Source organism: Streptomyces sp. NPDC007929 (genome assembly GCF_042959065.1).
Lineage (GTDB): Bacteria > Actinomycetota > Actinomycetes > Streptomycetales > Streptomycetaceae > Streptomyces.
Genome location: NZ_JBIBKD010000001.1, coordinates 35,339 through 51,223 on the forward strand (window position 1 = coordinate 35,339; position 15,885 = coordinate 51,223).

19 protein-coding genes are annotated in these 15,885 nt (G+C 72.6%); 11 read left to right on the top strand and 8 right to left on the bottom strand.

Going from position 1 to position 15,885, the window contains the following annotated elements; genetic code table 11:
- Nucleotide 1: 1 nt before the first annotated feature.
- Nucleotides 2-904, top strand: a complete 903-nt coding sequence (locus ACFZDE_RS00180) for a LysR substrate-binding domain-containing protein (protein ID WP_391195975.1) — start codon at nt 2-4, stop codon at nt 902-904.
- A 96-nt stretch (nt 905-1,000) separates the two neighbouring features.
- On the opposite strand, the gene ACFZDE_RS00185 is transcribed toward ACFZDE_RS00180, so the two are convergent.
- A complete protein-coding gene (locus ACFZDE_RS00185) occupies nt 1,001-1,471 on the bottom strand; it encodes a pyridoxamine 5'-phosphate oxidase family protein (RefSeq protein WP_358279841.1) in 471 nt (156 codons plus the stop codon).
- A gap of 134 nt (nt 1,472-1,605) precedes the next feature.
- Here ACFZDE_RS00185 and ACFZDE_RS00190 point away from each other — a divergent pair, with 134 nt between their 5' ends.
- Nucleotides 1,606-2,256, top strand: coding sequence for an isochorismatase family protein (locus tag ACFZDE_RS00190; RefSeq protein WP_390992133.1), 651 nt, complete (start codon nt 1,606-1,608; stop codon nt 2,254-2,256).
- On the opposite strand, the gene ACFZDE_RS00195 is transcribed toward ACFZDE_RS00190, so the two are convergent.
- The gene (locus ACFZDE_RS00195; RefSeq protein WP_391195977.1) at nt 2,243-2,725 is read right to left on the bottom strand and encodes a Rieske 2Fe-2S domain-containing protein; all 483 of its coding nucleotides are present in this window, start codon (nt 2,723-2,725) and stop codon (nt 2,243-2,245) included. The two genes, ACFZDE_RS00190 and ACFZDE_RS00195, sit on opposite strands and share 14 nt — an antisense overlap.
- A gap of 199 nt (nt 2,726-2,924) precedes the next feature.
- Between ACFZDE_RS00195 and ACFZDE_RS00200 the strand changes: the two genes are divergently transcribed.
- Nucleotides 2,925-3,680, top strand: coding sequence for a HipA family kinase (locus ACFZDE_RS00200; RefSeq protein ID WP_391195979.1), 756 nt, complete (start codon nt 2,925-2,927; stop codon nt 3,678-3,680).
- Entirely contained in the window at nt 3,677-4,090 is a 414-nt protein-coding gene (locus tag ACFZDE_RS00205) for a DUF3037 domain-containing protein (RefSeq protein ID WP_391195981.1), read from the top strand. Before ACFZDE_RS00200 ends, ACFZDE_RS00205 begins: the two co-directional genes overlap by 4 nt.
- Nucleotides 4,091-4,113: 23 nt before the next feature.
- Here ACFZDE_RS00205 and ACFZDE_RS00210 read toward each other — a convergent pair whose 3' ends face one another.
- Complete coding sequence (locus ACFZDE_RS00210; RefSeq protein WP_391195984.1) at nt 4,114-4,572, bottom strand: excalibur calcium-binding protein; 459 nt, start codon at nt 4,570-4,572, stop codon at nt 4,114-4,116.
- Nucleotides 4,573-4,804: 232 nt separating this feature from the next.
- On the opposite strand from ACFZDE_RS00210, the gene fabG reads away from it, so the two are divergent.
- The 5 genes from fabG to ACFZDE_RS00235 all read left to right on the top strand — a co-directional run bounded on the left by fabG (nt 4,805) and on the right by ACFZDE_RS00235 (nt 9,566).
- Nucleotides 4,805-5,566: a 3-oxoacyl-ACP reductase FabG gene (gene fabG, locus ACFZDE_RS00215; protein ID WP_390992118.1), complete on the top strand. Its 762-nt coding sequence runs from the start codon at nt 4,805-4,807 to the stop codon at nt 5,564-5,566.
- Between the two features lie 12 nt (nt 5,567-5,578).
- Nucleotides 5,579-6,337 (top strand): glucose 1-dehydrogenase, encoded by a 759-nt coding sequence (locus tag ACFZDE_RS00220; RefSeq protein WP_391195987.1) that lies wholly within the window; start codon nt 5,579-5,581, stop codon nt 6,335-6,337.
- Between the two features lie 235 nt (nt 6,338-6,572).
- Nucleotides 6,573-8,159, top strand: a complete 1,587-nt coding sequence (locus tag ACFZDE_RS00225) for an ABC transporter substrate-binding protein (protein WP_391195989.1) — start codon at nt 6,573-6,575, stop codon at nt 8,157-8,159.
- A gap of 101 nt (nt 8,160-8,260) precedes the next feature.
- Nucleotides 8,261-8,944, top strand: coding sequence for a uracil-DNA glycosylase (gene ung / locus ACFZDE_RS00230; protein ID WP_390992112.1), 684 nt, complete (start codon nt 8,261-8,263; stop codon nt 8,942-8,944).
- Between the two features lie 121 nt (nt 8,945-9,065).
- The gene (locus ACFZDE_RS00235) at nt 9,066-9,566 is read left to right on the top strand and encodes a hypothetical protein (protein ID WP_391195992.1); all 501 of its coding nucleotides are present in this window, start codon (nt 9,066-9,068) and stop codon (nt 9,564-9,566) included.
- A 16-nt stretch (nt 9,567-9,582) separates the two neighbouring features.
- Here ACFZDE_RS00235 and ACFZDE_RS00240 read toward each other — a convergent pair whose 3' ends face one another.
- The 3 genes from ACFZDE_RS00240 to ACFZDE_RS00250 all read right to left on the bottom strand — a co-directional run bounded on the left by ACFZDE_RS00240 (nt 9,583) and on the right by ACFZDE_RS00250 (nt 11,374).
- Complete coding sequence (locus ACFZDE_RS00240; protein WP_391195995.1) at nt 9,583-10,104, bottom strand: hypothetical protein; 522 nt, start codon at nt 10,102-10,104, stop codon at nt 9,583-9,585.
- 124 nt (nt 10,105-10,228) lie between these two features.
- On the bottom strand, nt 10,229-10,741 hold the full coding sequence (locus ACFZDE_RS00245) for a DUF664 domain-containing protein (protein ID WP_390992103.1): 513 nt from the start codon (nt 10,739-10,741) through the stop codon (nt 10,229-10,231).
- Between the two features lie 42 nt (nt 10,742-10,783).
- Entirely contained in the window at nt 10,784-11,374 is a 591-nt protein-coding gene (locus ACFZDE_RS00250; protein WP_391195997.1) for a TetR/AcrR family transcriptional regulator, read from the bottom strand.
- A 164-nt stretch (nt 11,375-11,538) separates the two neighbouring features.
- On the opposite strand from ACFZDE_RS00250, the gene ACFZDE_RS00255 reads away from it, so the two are divergent.
- On the top strand, nt 11,539-12,765 hold the full coding sequence (locus tag ACFZDE_RS00255; RefSeq protein ID WP_391196000.1) for an FAD-dependent monooxygenase: 1,227 nt from the start codon (nt 11,539-11,541) through the stop codon (nt 12,763-12,765).
- On the top strand, nt 12,737-13,642 hold the full coding sequence (locus ACFZDE_RS00260; protein ID WP_391196002.1) for a Gfo/Idh/MocA family oxidoreductase: 906 nt from the start codon (nt 12,737-12,739) through the stop codon (nt 13,640-13,642). Before ACFZDE_RS00255 ends, ACFZDE_RS00260 begins: the two co-directional genes overlap by 29 nt.
- On the opposite strand, the gene lnt is transcribed toward ACFZDE_RS00260, so the two are convergent.
- Both lnt and ACFZDE_RS00270 read right to left on the bottom strand, forming a co-directional pair.
- Nucleotides 13,566-15,131 carry an apolipoprotein N-acyltransferase gene (gene lnt / locus ACFZDE_RS00265; RefSeq protein ID WP_391196004.1) on the bottom strand — a complete coding sequence of 522 codons (1,566 nt, stop codon included), beginning with the start codon at nt 15,129-15,131 and terminating at the stop codon, nt 13,566-13,568. The genes ACFZDE_RS00260 and lnt overlap by 77 nt on opposite strands.
- A 203-nt stretch (nt 15,132-15,334) precedes the next feature.
- On the bottom strand, nt 15,335-15,802 hold the full coding sequence (locus ACFZDE_RS00270) for a nuclear transport factor 2 family protein (RefSeq protein WP_391196007.1): 468 nt from the start codon (nt 15,800-15,802) through the stop codon (nt 15,335-15,337).
- Nucleotides 15,803-15,885 lie beyond the last annotated feature (83 nt).

Sequence of the window (15,885 nt, forward strand, 5' to 3'; positions counted from 1 at the left end):
CATGTTGAACCTGGAGCGCCTGCGCACCCTCGACGCCCTCGCCCGGCACGGATCGGTGAGCGGCGCGGCCGAGGGGCTGCACATCACGACGTCCGCCGTCTCGCAGCAGCTGTCCAAGCTCGAACGGGAGGTCGGCCAGCAGCTCCTCGCCAAGAACGGCCGCGGGGTGCGGCTCACCGACGCGGGCCGGCTGCTCGCCGAGCACGCCGGGCGCATCCTCTCCCAGGTGGAGCTGGCGCAGTCCGATCTGGAGGCGCAGCGCGGACAGGTCGTCGGCGAGCTCAGGCTGTCGGCCTTCCCGACGGCCGCGCGGGGGCTGTTCCCGCACGCGCTGGCCGCGCTGCGCGAACGGCACCCCGCGCTCCGGCTGCGCTCCTGCGAACTCGAACCGGAGCAGGGCATCGCCGGGGTGGTGCGCGGCGACCTCGACCTCGCCGTCGTGCTCGACTGGTACAACAAGCCGATGGCGCTGCCCGACGGGCTGGTCAAGGCGTCGATCCTGGACGATCCGGCCGAGGTCGCCATGCCGGTGGGCCACCGGCTCGCGGAGCGCCCGGAGGTGGATCTCGCCGAGTTCGCCGACGACGAGTGGATCACCTGGGGTGAGGGCGAGTTCTGTCACGAGTGGCTGATGTTCACGCTGCGCTCCAAGGGCGTCGAGCCGATCGTCGGCCACCGCGCCGCCGAGAACCACACCCAGCTCGCGCTGGTCGCCGCGGGCCTCGGCGTCTGCATCGCCCCGCGGCTCGGCCGCCACCCCGTGCCCGCCGGGGTCGTGACCGTCCCCCTCCGGCAGCGGGTCCGGCGGCACGTGTACGTCGTCTGGCGCGCGGACGCGGACCGCCGCCCGTCGATCCGGGCGGCGGTGAAGGCCCTGCGGGCGGCGGGGGAGAGCGTCGGCTGAACCCGGGTTCGGCCTCGGGCCGGGCGGCCGTGGCTCGGGGGGCGGCCGCCGCCCGGGACAGGAGGGCCGTTCCCTGGGGGACCGGCCGGCGCCGGGCTACTGCCCTGCCAGTTTGCGGAAGTCCCAGGAGACGATCTTCTCCGGGGTCAGGCGGATCCAGGCGTGCCGGCCGTCGTGGGGCATCTCCTCCAGGCCGAAGTTCTTGCGGGCGAACAGCGTCTCCGGGACGTCGAGTTCGGCGCGCAGCTCACCCGTGCGCGGAATCTCGCCCACGAACTCGACGGTGCCCGACAGCTCGGCGCCGCGCAGCTCGTCGTAGTCCTCGCCCGTGTCGACCACGATCGCCACCCGCGGGTCGCGCCGCAGGTCGGTCCACCGCTTGCTGCGGACCACCGAGTACAGCCACATCGAGGCGCCGTCCCAGGCGAACCACAGCGTGCTCACGTGCGGCGCCCCGCCGGCCGACACCGTGGCGACCCGGCAGGTGCGCTGAGTGGTCAGGAAGTCGTCCAGCTCACCCGGCGTCATCATGATCTTCCGGCCTCTGCGCTGCTGCGTGACGGTCATGCGCCCCCTCTTTCTCCCACGTCGTGCCAGAGGAGATCCTCTGACATCACGTCAGAAAAGGATGAGTGCTCTTCCGTCCGTGCGCAATGGTGGTTACGCTCGCCCGCCCCGGCCGCCGGTGACAGGGGGAGCCCGTGCCCTCGTACGAAGCGCTCAGCGAGCTCCTCGACCCACGCAGCACCGTGCTGCTCACCGTCGAGTGCCAGGAGGGAGTCGTCGGGCAGGACAGCGCCCTGCCCGAACTCGCCGCACAGGCACGCGACGGCGGGGTCCTCGCCAACGTCGCCCGTCTGGTGGCGGCCGCGCACGCCGGCGGCGCCCAGGTCATCCACGCCGTCGCCGAACGCCGGCCCGACGGCCTCGGCGCCAGCCGCAACGCCCGCCTCTTCCGCGCCGCCGCCCGGCTGCCCGTCCAGCAACTGGCCGGCACACCGGCGGTGCGGGTGGCCGCCCCGATCGAGGTCACCGAGCGGGACCTCGTCGTACGGCGCCTGCACGGGCTGTCACCCGTGCAGGGCACCGACGTCGACCCGCTGCTGCGCAACCTCGGCTGCCGCACGCTGATCGTCACCGGGGTGTCGGCCAACGTGGCCGTCCCCAACGCCGTGTTCGACGCCGTGAACCGCGGCTACACCGTCGTCGTCCCGGCGGACGCCGTCGCGGGAGTGCCGCCCGAGTACACCGCCGCGATGATCCGCCACACCCTCGCGTTGGTCGCCACGGTCGCGACCACGGACGAGGTGCTGGCGTGCCTGGAGCGGCCGGGCGGGGTCAGGCCAGTGTGATGGAGTCGCCGTTCACGCTGATCTGCTTCGCCTCCAGCGGCTGGACCGCCGGGCCCTTCTTCACGCTGCCGTCGAGGACGGAGAACTGACTGCCGTGGCAGGCACAGGAGATGATGTCGTCCTTGAGGTCCACCATCGGGCACTTCTGGTGGGTGCAGATCGTCGAGAACGCCTTGTAGTCGCCCGCGGCCGGCTGCGAGACCACCACCTTCTCGTCCTTGAAGATCTTGCCGCTGCCCTCGGGGATGTCGGCGGTCTTGGCGAGCGCGGCGCCACCCGCCCCGCCGGACGAACCGGCTCCGTCGTTCGTCGCGCCGCCGCCGGCGGCGCCCTGTTCGGTGGACGAGTCGGACGCCGTGTCCTCCGACCCGCACGCCGTCAGCGCCACGGTGAGCCCCGCCGCGCCGACCGCCGCCACGACGGTGCGGCGGCTCGGTCCCGACATCGGCTGAACTGATTCGCTGGTCATGCTGACGTTCCTTCCGGGGAATTCGTGATCTGCGGAGAGGTACGGCCCTTGCGGACCGGCTGTTCAGACCCTGTCGAAATCCTGACCCGATCTCGCCGGGACACGGGTAAAGCCGAGCTGTCGGTTCGCTGTCGGGTTCTGGCCCGCCCCGCCGCGAGGCCGTCGCCGCGGCCGCCGGGTCCGTCAGTAACCTGGGGCGATGCTCAAGGAAGTGATCGCGACCCGATTCATCGCGCCCCTGCGCGAGGGCGGTTCGCTGCCCGGCCTGATCGAGGCCGACGACCTCGGCACCTACGTCCTGAAGTTCACCGGCGCCGGACAGGGCCGCAAGACACTCGTCGCCGAGGTGGTCTGTGGCGAACTGGCCCGCCGGCTGGGGCTGCGCATTCCGCGCCTGGTCACCGTCGAACTCGACGCGGAGCTGGGGCTCGGCGAACCGGACGAGCAGGTGCAGAGCCTGCTCAGGTCCAGCGGCGGCACCAACCTCGGCATGGACTTCCTCTCCGGCGCGCTGGGCTTCGACCCGCTCGCGTTCCCGGTGAGCCCCGAGGAGGCCGGCCGGGTCGTCTGGTTCGACGCCCTGATCAACAACGTCGACCGGTCCTGGCGCAACCCCAACCTGCTCCGCGTGCAGGGCGAGTTGTGGCTCGTCGACCACGGCGCGACGATGATCTGGCACCACAACTGGCCCGCCGTCCAGGCCTCGGCCGCCCGCCCCTACGACGCCTCCGACCACGCGCTGGCGTCCTTCGCACCCGATGTCGCCGCCGCGGCGGCCGAGTTGGCGCCCCTGGTCACGGAGGAACTCCTCGCCGACGTCACCGCGCAGATCCCGGACACCTGGCTGCGGGACGAACCCGGCTTCGCCACGCCGGACGACCTCCGACGGGCCTACGCGCGCCCCCTGCTGACCCGGGCCGCCGACATCCACGACCGCATCCAGGGGCTGAAGTGAACGACCGGCACATCATCAGGGGCGGCCCCCGGGACCGCCACGTCTACGAGTACGCCGTGCTGCGCGTCGTCCCGCGCGTCGAACGCGGCGAGTGCATCAACGCCGGCGTCCTCGTCTACTGCCGCGCCGAGGCCTACGTCGGTGCCCGCACCCACCTCGACGAGACCCGCCTGCTCGCCCTCGACCCCCGCGCCGACGTGGCCGGGGTGCGTGCCGCACTGCGGGCCGTGGAGGGCCTGTGCGCGGGCGGTACGGCGGCCGGTCAGGCGGCTGCCGACGACCCGGGCCGCCGCTTCCGCTGGCTCGTCGCCCCCCGCTCCACGATCGTCCAGCCCGGCCCGGTGCACACCGGCCTGACCACGGACCCGGCGGCGGAGACCGGGCGGTTGCTGGACCTGCTGGTGAGGTGAGGGGCACCCCCGGGACGCCGCCGTCAGTGCCGGCGGCGCCGCACCGCGTATCCGGCGGCGACGGCGGCACCCGCAGCGAAGGTCAGGCCGATCCCGATCTCCCAGTCGCTCGGCCCCGAGGTCACCCCGCCCCCGAGCCCGCCCCGAACCCCTCCGGTCGCGGAGGCGGTGGGCGTGAGCGTGGCCGGAGCGGACGGGCCGGCGGAGGGACTCGCCGAAGGACGGGCCGACATGGTGGGCGACGTCGTGGGGTCGATGATCCCGCGGCGGGCCAGCGCCTCGCACGCGACACCGTCGTCGGGGCCCTGGTCCTCGTCCAGCCTGTGGGGATCACTCGGGTCCGCGTCGAAGGCGGCCTGGGCGTCCTCCTGGAAGGCGAAGTCGCGGCAGTCCAGGTCCTGCCGGGCGTGAGCGGGGTCGGCCAGCGGCACGATCGCGGCGATCGCGAACAGCATGCCGGTGGCACCGGTACGACGGCGCATGGAGCGCCTCCCTTCCGGCCACGGGTGGCTCGCGCTTCGACGCTAGGCGCGCGGCGGTGCGGGGGCGCGCGGCCGTGGGCCGATCGGGTGTCCCCCGAGGACGCTGCCGGGCAGCGTGCGGCCGGGGTGATGGATCACATGCCGCCCTGGGCCGTTGACACCGCGTGCCAGGGCTTCTAGCGTCACACCCACTGAAGGTACTAAGCGGTCGCTCACCTGAGGAGTAGCAGTCATGTCCACCACTGACCAGCGGGTTGCCGTCGTGACCGGTGCCGCGCGCGGTATCGGTGCCGCCACCGCCGTACGACTGGCCGCCGAGGGCCGCGCGGTCGCCGTGCTCGACCTCGACGAGGCGGCCTGCAAGGACACCGTCGAGAAGATCACCGCCGCCGGCGGCAAGGCCCTCGCGGTCGGGTGCGACGTCTCGGACGAGGCGCAGGTCGAGGCGGCCGTCGCGCGCATCGCCGAGGAGCTCGGCGCGCCGACCATCCTGGTCAACAACGCCGGCGTGCTGCGCGACAACCTGCTGTTCAAGATGAGCGTCTCCGACTGGGACACCGTCATGAACGTGCACCTGCGCGGCGCCTTCCTGATGTCCAAGGCCTGCCAGAAGCACATGGTGGACGCGGGCTTCGGCCGGATCGTCAACCTGTCGTCGTCGTCCGCGCTCGGCAACCGCGGCCAGGTGAACTACTCGGCCGCCAAGGCGGGTCTGCAGGGCTTCACCAAGACCCTCGCCAAGGAGCTCGGCAAGTTCGGCGTCACCGCCAACTCCGTCGCCCCCGGCTTCATCGCGACCGAGATGACCAAGGCCACCGCCGACCGCGTCGGCATGGGCTTCGAGGACTTCAAGGCCGCCGCCGCCACCCAGATCCCGGTGGCCCGGGTCGGCGAGCCGGAGGACATCGCCAACGCCATCGCCTTCTTCACGGGCGAGGCGGCCGGATTCGTCTCCGGCCAGGTGCTGTACGTGGCCGGCGGACCGCTCGACTAGAGGACGACAGACATGACTTCCGTGGAACTCTCCGGCAAGGTCGCCCTCGTCACGGGCGCGAGCCGCGGCATCGGTTACGGCGTCGCCGAGGCCCTGGTCGCGCGCGGCGACCGGGTGTGCATCACCGGCCGCAACGAGGACGCCCTCAAGGAGGCCGTCGAGCGGCTCGGCGCCGACCGCGCGGTCTACGTGGCGGGCAAGGCGCACGACGAGGCCCACCAGGCCGTCGCCGTCGAGCGCACGATGGAGGCCTTCGGCCGCGTCGACTACCTGGTCAACAACGCGGGCACGAACCCCGTGTTCGGGCCGATCGCCGACCTCGACCTGAACGTGGCCCGCAAGGTCTTCGAGACCAACGTCGTCTCGGCGCTCGGCTTCGCCCAGCGGACCTGGCACGCCTGGCAGAAGGACAACGGCGGCGCGATCGTCAACATCGCCTCCGTCGCCGGTCTGTCGCCCTCGCCGTTCATCGGCGCGTACGGCGTCAGCAAGGCCGCGATGATCAACCTGACCGTGCAGCTGGCGCACGAGTTCGCGCCCAGGGTGCGGGTCAACGCGATCGCCCCGGCGGTCGTGAAGACCAAGTTCGCCCAGGCCCTGTACGAGGGCCGGGAGGAGGAGGCCGCGGCGGCCTACCCGCTCGGGCGGCTCGGCGTGCCCTCCGACATCGGCGGCGCCGCCGCGTTCCTCACCTCCGAGCAGTCCGACTGGGTCACCGGCCAGACGCTCGTGGTGGACGGCGGCATCTTCCTCAACGCCGGAACCGGCTGACGACGCCGGAACCCGCCTGCCACGCCGGGACCGCCTGACGCGGCCGCGCATCCGGACCGGCACGGGCGCCGTTGACACGAACGGCGCCCGTGCCGACGTAAAAAACACCCCAAGTGGGATGACAACGTCGTCAAAGGTTTATCGATCAAGAGGTCAGGTACCGGGGAGGGTCAGCGGGCCCGTCACTGCGGTATGGTCTGCCGACCCTTGGTATGGCAGATCGAGGAGCGTGCGCGTGTTCAAGCGGAACCGGTGCCTGTGGCAGGTGGCGGCCATCGCGTCCATATCGGCCCTGCTCGCGGGATGTGGCGTGCTGTCGTCCGATACCCCGGAGGACGAAGGACCGATCGTCGTGGGCACCACCAGTGCGCCCAGCACGCTCGACCCCGCCGCGTCGTGGGACAGCTCCTGGGAGCTGTTCCGCAACATTTACCAAACGCTCCTGAGCTACCCGACGGGTACGAGCACGCCCCAGCCGGACGCCGCCGAGAAGTGCGGCTTCAGCGACGCGTCGAACCAGGTCTACCGCTGTGAACTGCGCGAGGGCCTGAAGTTCTCCAACGGTGACGCGCTCGACGCCCAGGCGGTGAAGTACTCCTTCGACCGGATCCGCGAGATCAACGTCAACGGCGGCCCCGCCGGTCTGCTGGGCAGCCTGGAGCGGGTCCAGGCGCCGAACGACCGCGAGGTGATCTTCCACCTCAACAAGCCGGACGCCACCTTCCCGTTCGTGCTCGCCACCCCCGCCATGTCGATCGTGTCCCCGGAGGCCTACCCGGAGGACAGCCTCCGCAAGGGCAGTGACGTGGTCGGGTCCGGGCCGTACACCCTCGACTCGTACGCCGACGGCAAGGAAGCCGTCCTCGTCCGCAACGACTCCTACAAGGGCTACGCGGAGCGCCGGAACGACGCCGTGACCGTCCGCTACTACCAGGACTCCGCCACCATGGTGAAGGCCCTGCGGGACGAGAAGATCGACGTGACCTACCGCGGTCTGGCCGCGGGCGACGTCGTCGAGCTCCAGAGCAAGTCCTCCAAGGACGAGGAGATCCAGCTCGTCGAGGGCACCGGCACCGACATCAACTACCTGGTGTTCAACCCGAAGGACCCCTGGGCGAACAAGAAGGCCGTGCGCCAGGCCATCGCGCAGGTCGTCGACCGGGCGGCGATCGCCCACAAGGTCTACAAGGACACCGTCGACCCGCTGTACTCCATGGTCCCCAAGGGCCTCACCGGCCACACCACGGGCTTCTTCGACGACTACGGCGACCCCGATGTCGCCAAGGCCCGCAAGATCCTCACCGAGGCGGGCATCAACCAGCGCGTCCCGCTCACCTTCTGGTACACGAGCGACCGCTACGGCTCCGAGACCGCCGGGGAGTTCAAGGAGCTCAAGCGTCAGCTCGAGGCGTCCGGCCTGTTCTCGATCAAGCTGAAGAGCCGCCCCTGGAAGACGTACGTCGAGGGCTACCAGAAGGGCGAGTACCCGGTGTTCGGCCGCGGCTGGTTCCCCGACTTCCCGGACGCGGAGAACTTCATCGCGCCGTTCGTCGGCGACCAGAACGCCCTCGGCACGCCCTACTCGGCCCCCGAGATCACCGGCGATCTGCTGCCCCGTTCGCGCCGCGAGAGCGACCGCGCGAACGTGGTGAAGGAGTTCGAGGAGGCCCAGCAGGTCCTCGTGGACGACGCGCGGCTGCTGCCGCTGTGGCAGGGCCGGCAGTACGTGGCGGCCAGCCGGGACGTCTCGGGCGCGGAGCGGGCCATGGACCCGTCGACGATCATGATGATGTGGGAGCTGCACCGCAAGACCGCCTGGTAGGCGGTCGGTCCCGGGCATCACCGGGCTGCACGGGGCGCGTTGTCAGTGGTCGCCGGTAGGTTCTGTGGCTGGAAGTGACCGCACATCGTGAGGACGTTGACGTGACCGACATCGCCATGCTGCCCGAGTCCTGGCGCGGGGTTCTGGGCGACGAGCTGCAGCAGCCCTGGTTCAAGGAGCTGACGGAGTTCGTCGAGGAGGAGCGGGCGAAGGGCCCCGTCTATCCGCCGCGCGAGGAGGTCTTCGCGGCGCTGGACGCCACGCCGTACGACGCGGTCAAGGTCCTGATCCTCGGTCAGGACCCTTACCACGGCGAGGGGCAGGGGCACGGGCTGTGCTTCTCGGTCCGGCCGGGCGTGCGGGTCCCGCCGTCCCTGCGCAACATCTACAAGGAGATGCACGCGGAGCTGGGCACGCCGATCCCGGACAACGGCTATCTGATGCCGTGGGCCCAGCAGGGCGTGCTGCTGCTCAACGCGGTGCTCACGGTCCGCGCGGGCGAGGCCAACTCGCACAAGGGCCGCGGCTGGGAGAAGTTCACCGACGCGGTGATCCGGGCCGTGGCCGAGCGCCCCGACCCGGCGGTCTTCGTGCTGTGGGGCAACTACGCGCAGAAGAAGCTGCCCCTGATCGACGAGTCCCGGCACGTCGTGGTCAAGGGCGCCCATCCCTCGCCCCTGTCGGCGAAGAAGTTCTTCGGCTCACGCCCCTTCACGCAGATCGACGCGGCGGTGGCGGCGCAGGGGCACACACCGATCGACTGGACGATCCCGAACCTGGGCTGAGACCCGCGGCCGGACGGCCGTGCCGTGACGGGCCCGGCGCTGTCCGGAGCCGCCTGAGCCGGATCGCCCCCGCCTGCGGTTAGCGTCGGCGGCAACAGCGGGCGAGTGCGCGGAGGACGTCGTGGCGGAGCGGCAGGAGCAGACGGCGCCGGACGCCCTGCTGACCCGGATCGGGCAGGTCGTCATGCTGCACCACGCCGGGGACCGGGAGGAGGCCCGCCGCCGCCTCCTCGGCCTCTGGGCGGAGCTCGGCGAGCACGGAGACCCGTTGCACCGCTGCACCCTCGCCCACTACCTGGCCGACACCCAGGACGATCCCGCGGACGAACTGGCCTGGGACCTGCGCGCGTTGACGGCGGCCGAGGAGGCCGGGCAGCAGGCGCTCGCGGTGACGGCAGTGGTCGCGCTCTACCCCTCCCTGCATCTGAACCTGGCCGACGACTACCTCAGGCTCGAACGTCGCGACGCCGCCCGCACGCACCTGTGGCGGGCCCGGGAGGCCGCCCTGGCCCTCGCCGATGACGGCTACGGCGAGGGCGTGTGGGCGGCCATCGCCCGGCTGGAGTCCCGGCTGGGTGAGGACGGACCGGGGATGTGGACACCGCCGCGGCAGCGTCCCTGACGACAGCCGCGGCGGATCAACGCCCGTAGGTGTCGCGGCAGATCGTCGCCTCCGGGCTGTCCGCCCGCCAGCCCCCGTAGCGCCGGCCCAGCGCGCACACGTCCGAGCTGTCCGGGACGCTCCTGTGGACGTCCTGCCGTACCGCCTCCGACATGTCCGTGGGGCGGGGGTGCGACCGCTGGGGGCTGCGCGGCTCGGGTTCCGGGCGCGGCGGACGGGCGGGGGCCGGGCGGGCGTCGGGGTGGCCGGGCCGGGACGTGCCGTGCTCCGGCGGGACGGCCGCCGGGGTGGTGGCGGGGCGGGACGCCGACGCGGCCGGTTTTGGCCGACGGGACGCCTCCTCGATGAGCTGCAGGGCCTCACGGGCCGGGGCCTGCACGATCTGGGTCTCCGCCTCGCCCTCCGGCTCGGGCGCCGACGGCCGGGACGGGGCCGCCGGAGGCGTCGGCGCGGAGGGGTGCGGGACCGTCGTACAGCCGGAGAGGGCCGAGACCGCCACGGTCACCAGGAGCGTCGCTGTGGTCGTCGTTCGATGCACCCGCGCAACTCTGGTGTGTCCGGCACCCCGTGGGGCGGCGGACAGGCGGAGGATGCCCCGCACGGGTGATCTCGCACCCCGTACGGAGGGCGCCGGTGTGACAGGGGTGACGGCAGGGGCGGCGTCACTCGCCGGTCGCGCCGTCGGCGCGCTCGCGGAGCAGGTCGGCGTGACCGTTGTGCCGCGCGTACTCCTCGATCATGTGCGTGTAGAGCCACCGCAGGTTGTACCGCTCGCCGGTGCGGCGGTGCTTGCCCTCGCTGAGGTCGTCCAGGCCGAAGCGGGCCGCGTTGCGCCGGGCGGTCTCGATCTCCGACTGCCAGGTGGCGTACGCCTCCTCCCAGGTGTCGGACTCGGACAGATGGAACTCACCGTCCGGGTCCTCCTCGGAGAAGTAGATCGGGCCGGGGTCCTCGTTCACGAGCACCTTGCGGAACCACCCCCGCTCGACCTCCGCCATGTGCCGCACCAGGCCCATCAGGCTCAGCTCGGAGGGTTCCACGGCGGCGGTGCGCAACTGTGCGTCGGTCAGGCCCTCGCACTTCCAGGCGAGGGTCCGGCGGTGGTAGTCCAGCCAGCCCTCCAGCATCGTGCGTTCGTCGGCGGTGGTGGCGGGCTCTCGGCGTTCGTTAGTCATGGACACATCCTTTCCGACCCGCCTCCGCCGCACCACAGGATTTCAGTGCCCGAGCATGCCCTCCAGCAGTTCCCGCAGTCCGGTCCGGACCTCGTCCAGGCTCGGGGTGTCCGCGCCGAACGACCCCGCCACGCAGCTGAACATCAGCCCGTCCGCCCAGGCGATCAGCGACAGGGTGTGCCGGGCCGGGTCGGTCGAGCCCATGCCGGTGACCAGGGCGGTCAGCTGGTCCCGGAAGCGGGCGCCCGTGGCGTCGAAGAAGGCTCGCAGCTCGGGGCGGCGCGTCGCCTCCAGGGCCAGTTCGTAGCGGGCGAGGGTGAGCGCGCGGTGGTCCGTCAGGGCCCGGTGGGCCGCCAGGGCCAGCGCGTCCACCAGCGAGCCGGTCCCGGCCGCCGGGTCCGGCATCTCGTGCAGGGCCAGTACCCGCGCCTCGCGGTCGGCCAGCCGCCGCACCGCCAGTTCGAGCAGGGCCTGACGGGTCCGGGCGAGATTCGACGTGGAGCCCTGGGGAAGTTCGGCCGCCTCGTCCACCGCCCTGTGGGTGAGGCCGCGCATCCCGCGCTCGGCGAGCAGGGCGAGGGCGGTGTCGGCGACGAGGTCGGAGCGGCTGGAACCGGCGTTGCTTACGGGCATGGGGTGCACGCTACCCGTCCGACTACACCTGTAGTACCGTCGAGCGTGTCACTACGGGTGTAGTCACGCAGACGCGGTCACGTAGACGCGGTCACGCAGGCGCGGTCACGTATACGCGGTCGCGCAGGTGTGATCACCCAGGCGCAGTCATACGAGGAGGAGCCATGGAGCAACCCCGGCACGCCGTCGTGATCGGCGGCGGTATCGGAGGCCTGACCGCGGCGGTCGCCCTGCACCGGCGCGGCGTGCGGGTCACCGTGCTGGAACGGGCCCGTTCGCTGGAGCCGGTCGGTGCGGCGATCTCCCTCGCGCCCAACTCCCTTCGCGCCCTGGACGTCATCGGCCTCGGCGACGAGATCCGCGGCCTCGCCGCCTGGTCGGGGGACGGAGGCCTGCGCACGCCGAGCGGACGGTGGGTCTCCCGCTCCTCCGCCGAGGCCGCCGCCGAGCGCTTCGGCGGACCCCTCGTGCTGCTGCCCCGCGCCACCCTGATCGAGCGTCTCGCCGCCCTGCTCCCGGCGGACGCCGTCCGCACGGACACCGCCGCGGTACTGGAAGACAGCGGCGGACCCGGCCGGGCGGCCCGCGTCTCGACCGGCGACGGCGACCTCGAAGCGGACCTGGTGGTCGGCGCGGACGGCGTCCGGTCCGCCGTACGCGGGACGCTCTTCCCCGGCCACCCGGGGCCCGCCTACTCCGGCTTCACCACCTGGCGGGTCATGATCCCCGTGCCCGGCGCCCGTTTCGCCTCGCACGAGACCTGGGGCCGGGGCCGCCTCTGGGGCACCCACCCGCTGAAGGACGGCCGCGTCTACGCCTACGGCGCCGCCCTGACCCCGGCCGGCGGCCGGGCGCCCGACGACGAGAAGTCCGAGCTGCTGCGCCGTTTCGGCGACTGGCACGACCCGATCCCCGCCGTGCTCGCCGCCGCCCGGCCCGAGGACGTCCTGCGGCACGACGTCCACCACATCGCCCAGCCCCTGCCCGCCTACCACCAAGGCCGGACCGTCCTGCTCGGCGACGCCGCACACGCCATGCCCCCGAGCCTCGGCCAGGGCGGCAACCAGGCGATCGAGGACGCCGTCGTGCTCGCCCACCACTGCGACGACCTCGCCGCCTACACCGCCGCCCGACTGCCGCGCACGACCGCGATCGCCCGCCAGGCCGAGAAGGCGGCCCGGCTCAGCCTCATGAGCAGCCGGTCCGGCATCGCCGTACGCGACACGGCCGTCGCCGCACTGTCGAAGGCCGGGCCCGCCCTGTTCCTGCGCGGCTTCGACGGCATCGCCGACTGGGCGCCCCCGCAACGGCCGTATGCTTCCGGGCAGACCCCGGCAGGCAACCGTTGGAGGAGAGCGTCCCGTGAAGGTCGGCTGCATCGGACTCGGTGACATCGCACAGAAGGCCTACCTCCCGGTCCTCGCCCTCCAGCCCGGCGTCGAACTGCACCTGCAGACCCGTACGCCGGCCACGCTCGACCGGGTCGCGGAGGGGCTGCACCTCCCGCGGGAGCGGCGGCACACCACCCTCGACTCCCTGCTCGCGGCGGACCTCGACGCGGCCTTCGTGCACGCGCCCACGCTCGTGCACCCGGAGATCGTGACGCGGCTGCTGGAGGCGGGTGTACCGACCTACGTCGACAAGCCGCTCGCCTACGAACTCGACGACTCCGCGCGGCTGGTGGCGCTCGCCGAGGAGCGGGGCGTGAGCCTCGCCGTCGGCTTCAACCGGCGCTTCGCCCCCGGCTACACGCAGTGCGCGGACCATCCGCGCGAGCTGATCCTGATGCAGAAGAACCGCATCGGGCTGCCGGAGGAACCCCGCGCGATGATCCTCGACGACTTCATTCACGTCGTCGACACCCTGCGGTTCCTGGTGCCCGGCGAGATCGACGACGTGACCGTGCGAGCCCGGGTCCGGGACGGGATGCTGCACCACCTGGTGCTCCAGCTCGCCGGGGACGGTTTCACCGCGCTCGGTGTGATGAACCGGCTCAGCGGTTCCGCCGAGGAGATCCTCGAGGTGTCCGGGCAGGACACCAAGCGGCAGGTGGTCAATCTCGCCGAAGTGATCGACCACAAGGGGCAGCCGAGCGTGCGGCGGCGCGGCGACTGGGTGCCGGTGGCCCGCCAGCGCGGGATCGAGCAGGTGGTGCTCGCCTTCCTCGACGCGGTCCGGGCCGGCAAGGTGCTCAGCGCCCGGGACGCGCTGGAGACCCACGAACTGTGCGAGCGGGTGGTACGCGCGGTTCAGGAGCGGTCCGCCTGAGCCGCAGGCTCCGGGCGCCCTCCCCGGCCGCCCACAGGGCGAGGATCACCATCGCCGCGTGCACCGTCCAGTCGCCGTGGCGGACGTAGAACGTGGTGCCGTGGGCGAGGGGAACGTCGTAGACCCGCGCGGCCGAGGCGTCCGTGCCGAGCCATGAACCGACGCGCCGGCCGTCCGGGCCGTAGACGGCGGAGACGCCCGTCAGGGTCGCGTGCACCATCGGGCGGCCGGTCTCGGCGGCGCGCAGCGCGGCCAGCGAGGCGTGCTGCCCGGGTGCCCAGCTGTGCTGGAACGTGGAGGTCGACGACTGGCCGATCAGCACATCGGCGCCCTCCCGCGTGAGGTGGCGGGTCATGTCGGGGAAGGCGGTCTCGAAGCACACCAGCGGACCCACGCGCAGGTCGTCCCCGACGTTCATCACGATGGGCTGCGAACCGCGCCTGCGGTCCTCGCCCGCGGCCTTGCCGACGGAGGTGGCCCAGCCGAGCATCGACCGGGCCGGGATGTACTCGCCGAACGGCACGAGCCGCATCTTGTCGTAGCGCTCGCCGGTCAGCCCCTCGGGCCCGACCAGGACCGAGCTCTTGTAGATGCCGGGCTTGTCGGAGCGCCGGGCGTCCACGTTGACCAGGATGTCGGCGCCCGTCGCGCGGGACAGCTCCGCCAGTCGCCGGGCGACTTCGGGCCGGTCCCCGAGGTCGAAGCCGACACTGCTCTCGCCCCAGACGATCAGGTCGAGGTCCTGGCCGGCGAGGCGGCGGGTGAGCTGCTCCTCGCGGGCGAACCGGGCGTCCGGACCTGCGATGACACCGGGCTGTACGACGGCGATCCTGACCTGGCCGTCGACGGCGGGGCGGGGCGAGTACGCCCAGGCGGCCGAGGTGGCGGCGGCCGTGGCGACCAGACCGGCCACGGCCGGTACCCGGGCCCGGCGGACCGCGACGAGCACGGCGACCGCGACGTTGACGGCCACGAGCAGGTAGCTGAGCAGCCACACCCCGCCGACCGAGGCGAGCCGCAACGCGGGCTCCGTCTGCCACTGGCTGCTGCCGAGCATGCCCCAGGGGCCGCCGAGTCCCTGCCAGGAGCGGACCAGCTCGACGGCCAGCCAGCCCGACGGCAGCACCAGGAGCGCCACCGCGACCCGGCCGGGGGAGGCGAGGCCGCCGAGGAGACGGCGCACCAGCCAGCCCCACGGGGCCCACAGGGCGCCGAGGAGGGCGGCGAGGAGGAACGTGAACACGTGCAGGCTCGGCAGCAGCCAGTGGTGCATGGCCAGCATGAAGCCGAGGCCGCCGCACCAGCCGTCGAGGGCGGCCCGCTTCCCGGTCGGAGCGGTGCGCAGCAGCAGGATCCACGGGACCAGAGCGACGTAGGCGCACCACCACAGCGCCGGCGCCGGGAAAGCGAGGACGGGGAGGGCGCCCGCGACGGCCGCCGCTGCCGAGCGGCGCCAGGGGGAGGCGAGCCAGTGGCCGAGCGTCTTCATAGGCGCCTCCTACCCGCGGGTGCCTCCAGTGTGCGCCCTGCGGACGATCTAGGACACAGGACGCCGGGCCAGTTGACCACAGGGGTGTTGCCCAGCCCGGGAAGGCGCCGCTGCTCCTTGCGGGTCGCTGTGTGCTCTCCGGGTCGGGTGGGCGCCGCTGCTTCGGGCGGGTGTGCTCTCCGGGTCGGGCGGGCGCCGCTGCTTCAGGCGGGGCGGACGGTTGTCGGCTCGGGCAGGCGGCGCCACTTCTCCCGGACGACCACCTCGCTCAGCCGCCAGCCGTCGTCCGTACGCAGGGCGGCGAAGGCGTAGCGGCCGCCGCACACGAAGTCCGGGGCGGGTCCGGACGTGGCCATGGGATTGACGTAGTCGGCCTGGACCTCGGCGGTGTCGCCGGTGTCGTGCTCCCGGATCCCGAAGCGCACCCGCCGGTTGACGATCAGGTGCTGCCGCATCGGGAACAGCCGCAGGCTCTCCGCGAGCCATGCGGCGACCGCCGGGGCTTCTCCTTCGATGCCGCCGGCCGAGCGGTAGTCCGCCCGGCCGCGCGGGGCGAACAGCCCCCGGTACGCCTCCCAGTCGCCGTCGTCGACCGCCACCGCGTAGTCGGTGATCAGTCCGTCCACGGCCAGCTGGTCTTTCACGGTGGCGAGCTCCACGCGCTGCGTCATCGGATCAGTGTTGGGCATGGCGACGGCATGGCCAAGAGCCGTGCGTGAGTGATATTCGGTGGCCGCCGAGGGGCGGCGGGGGC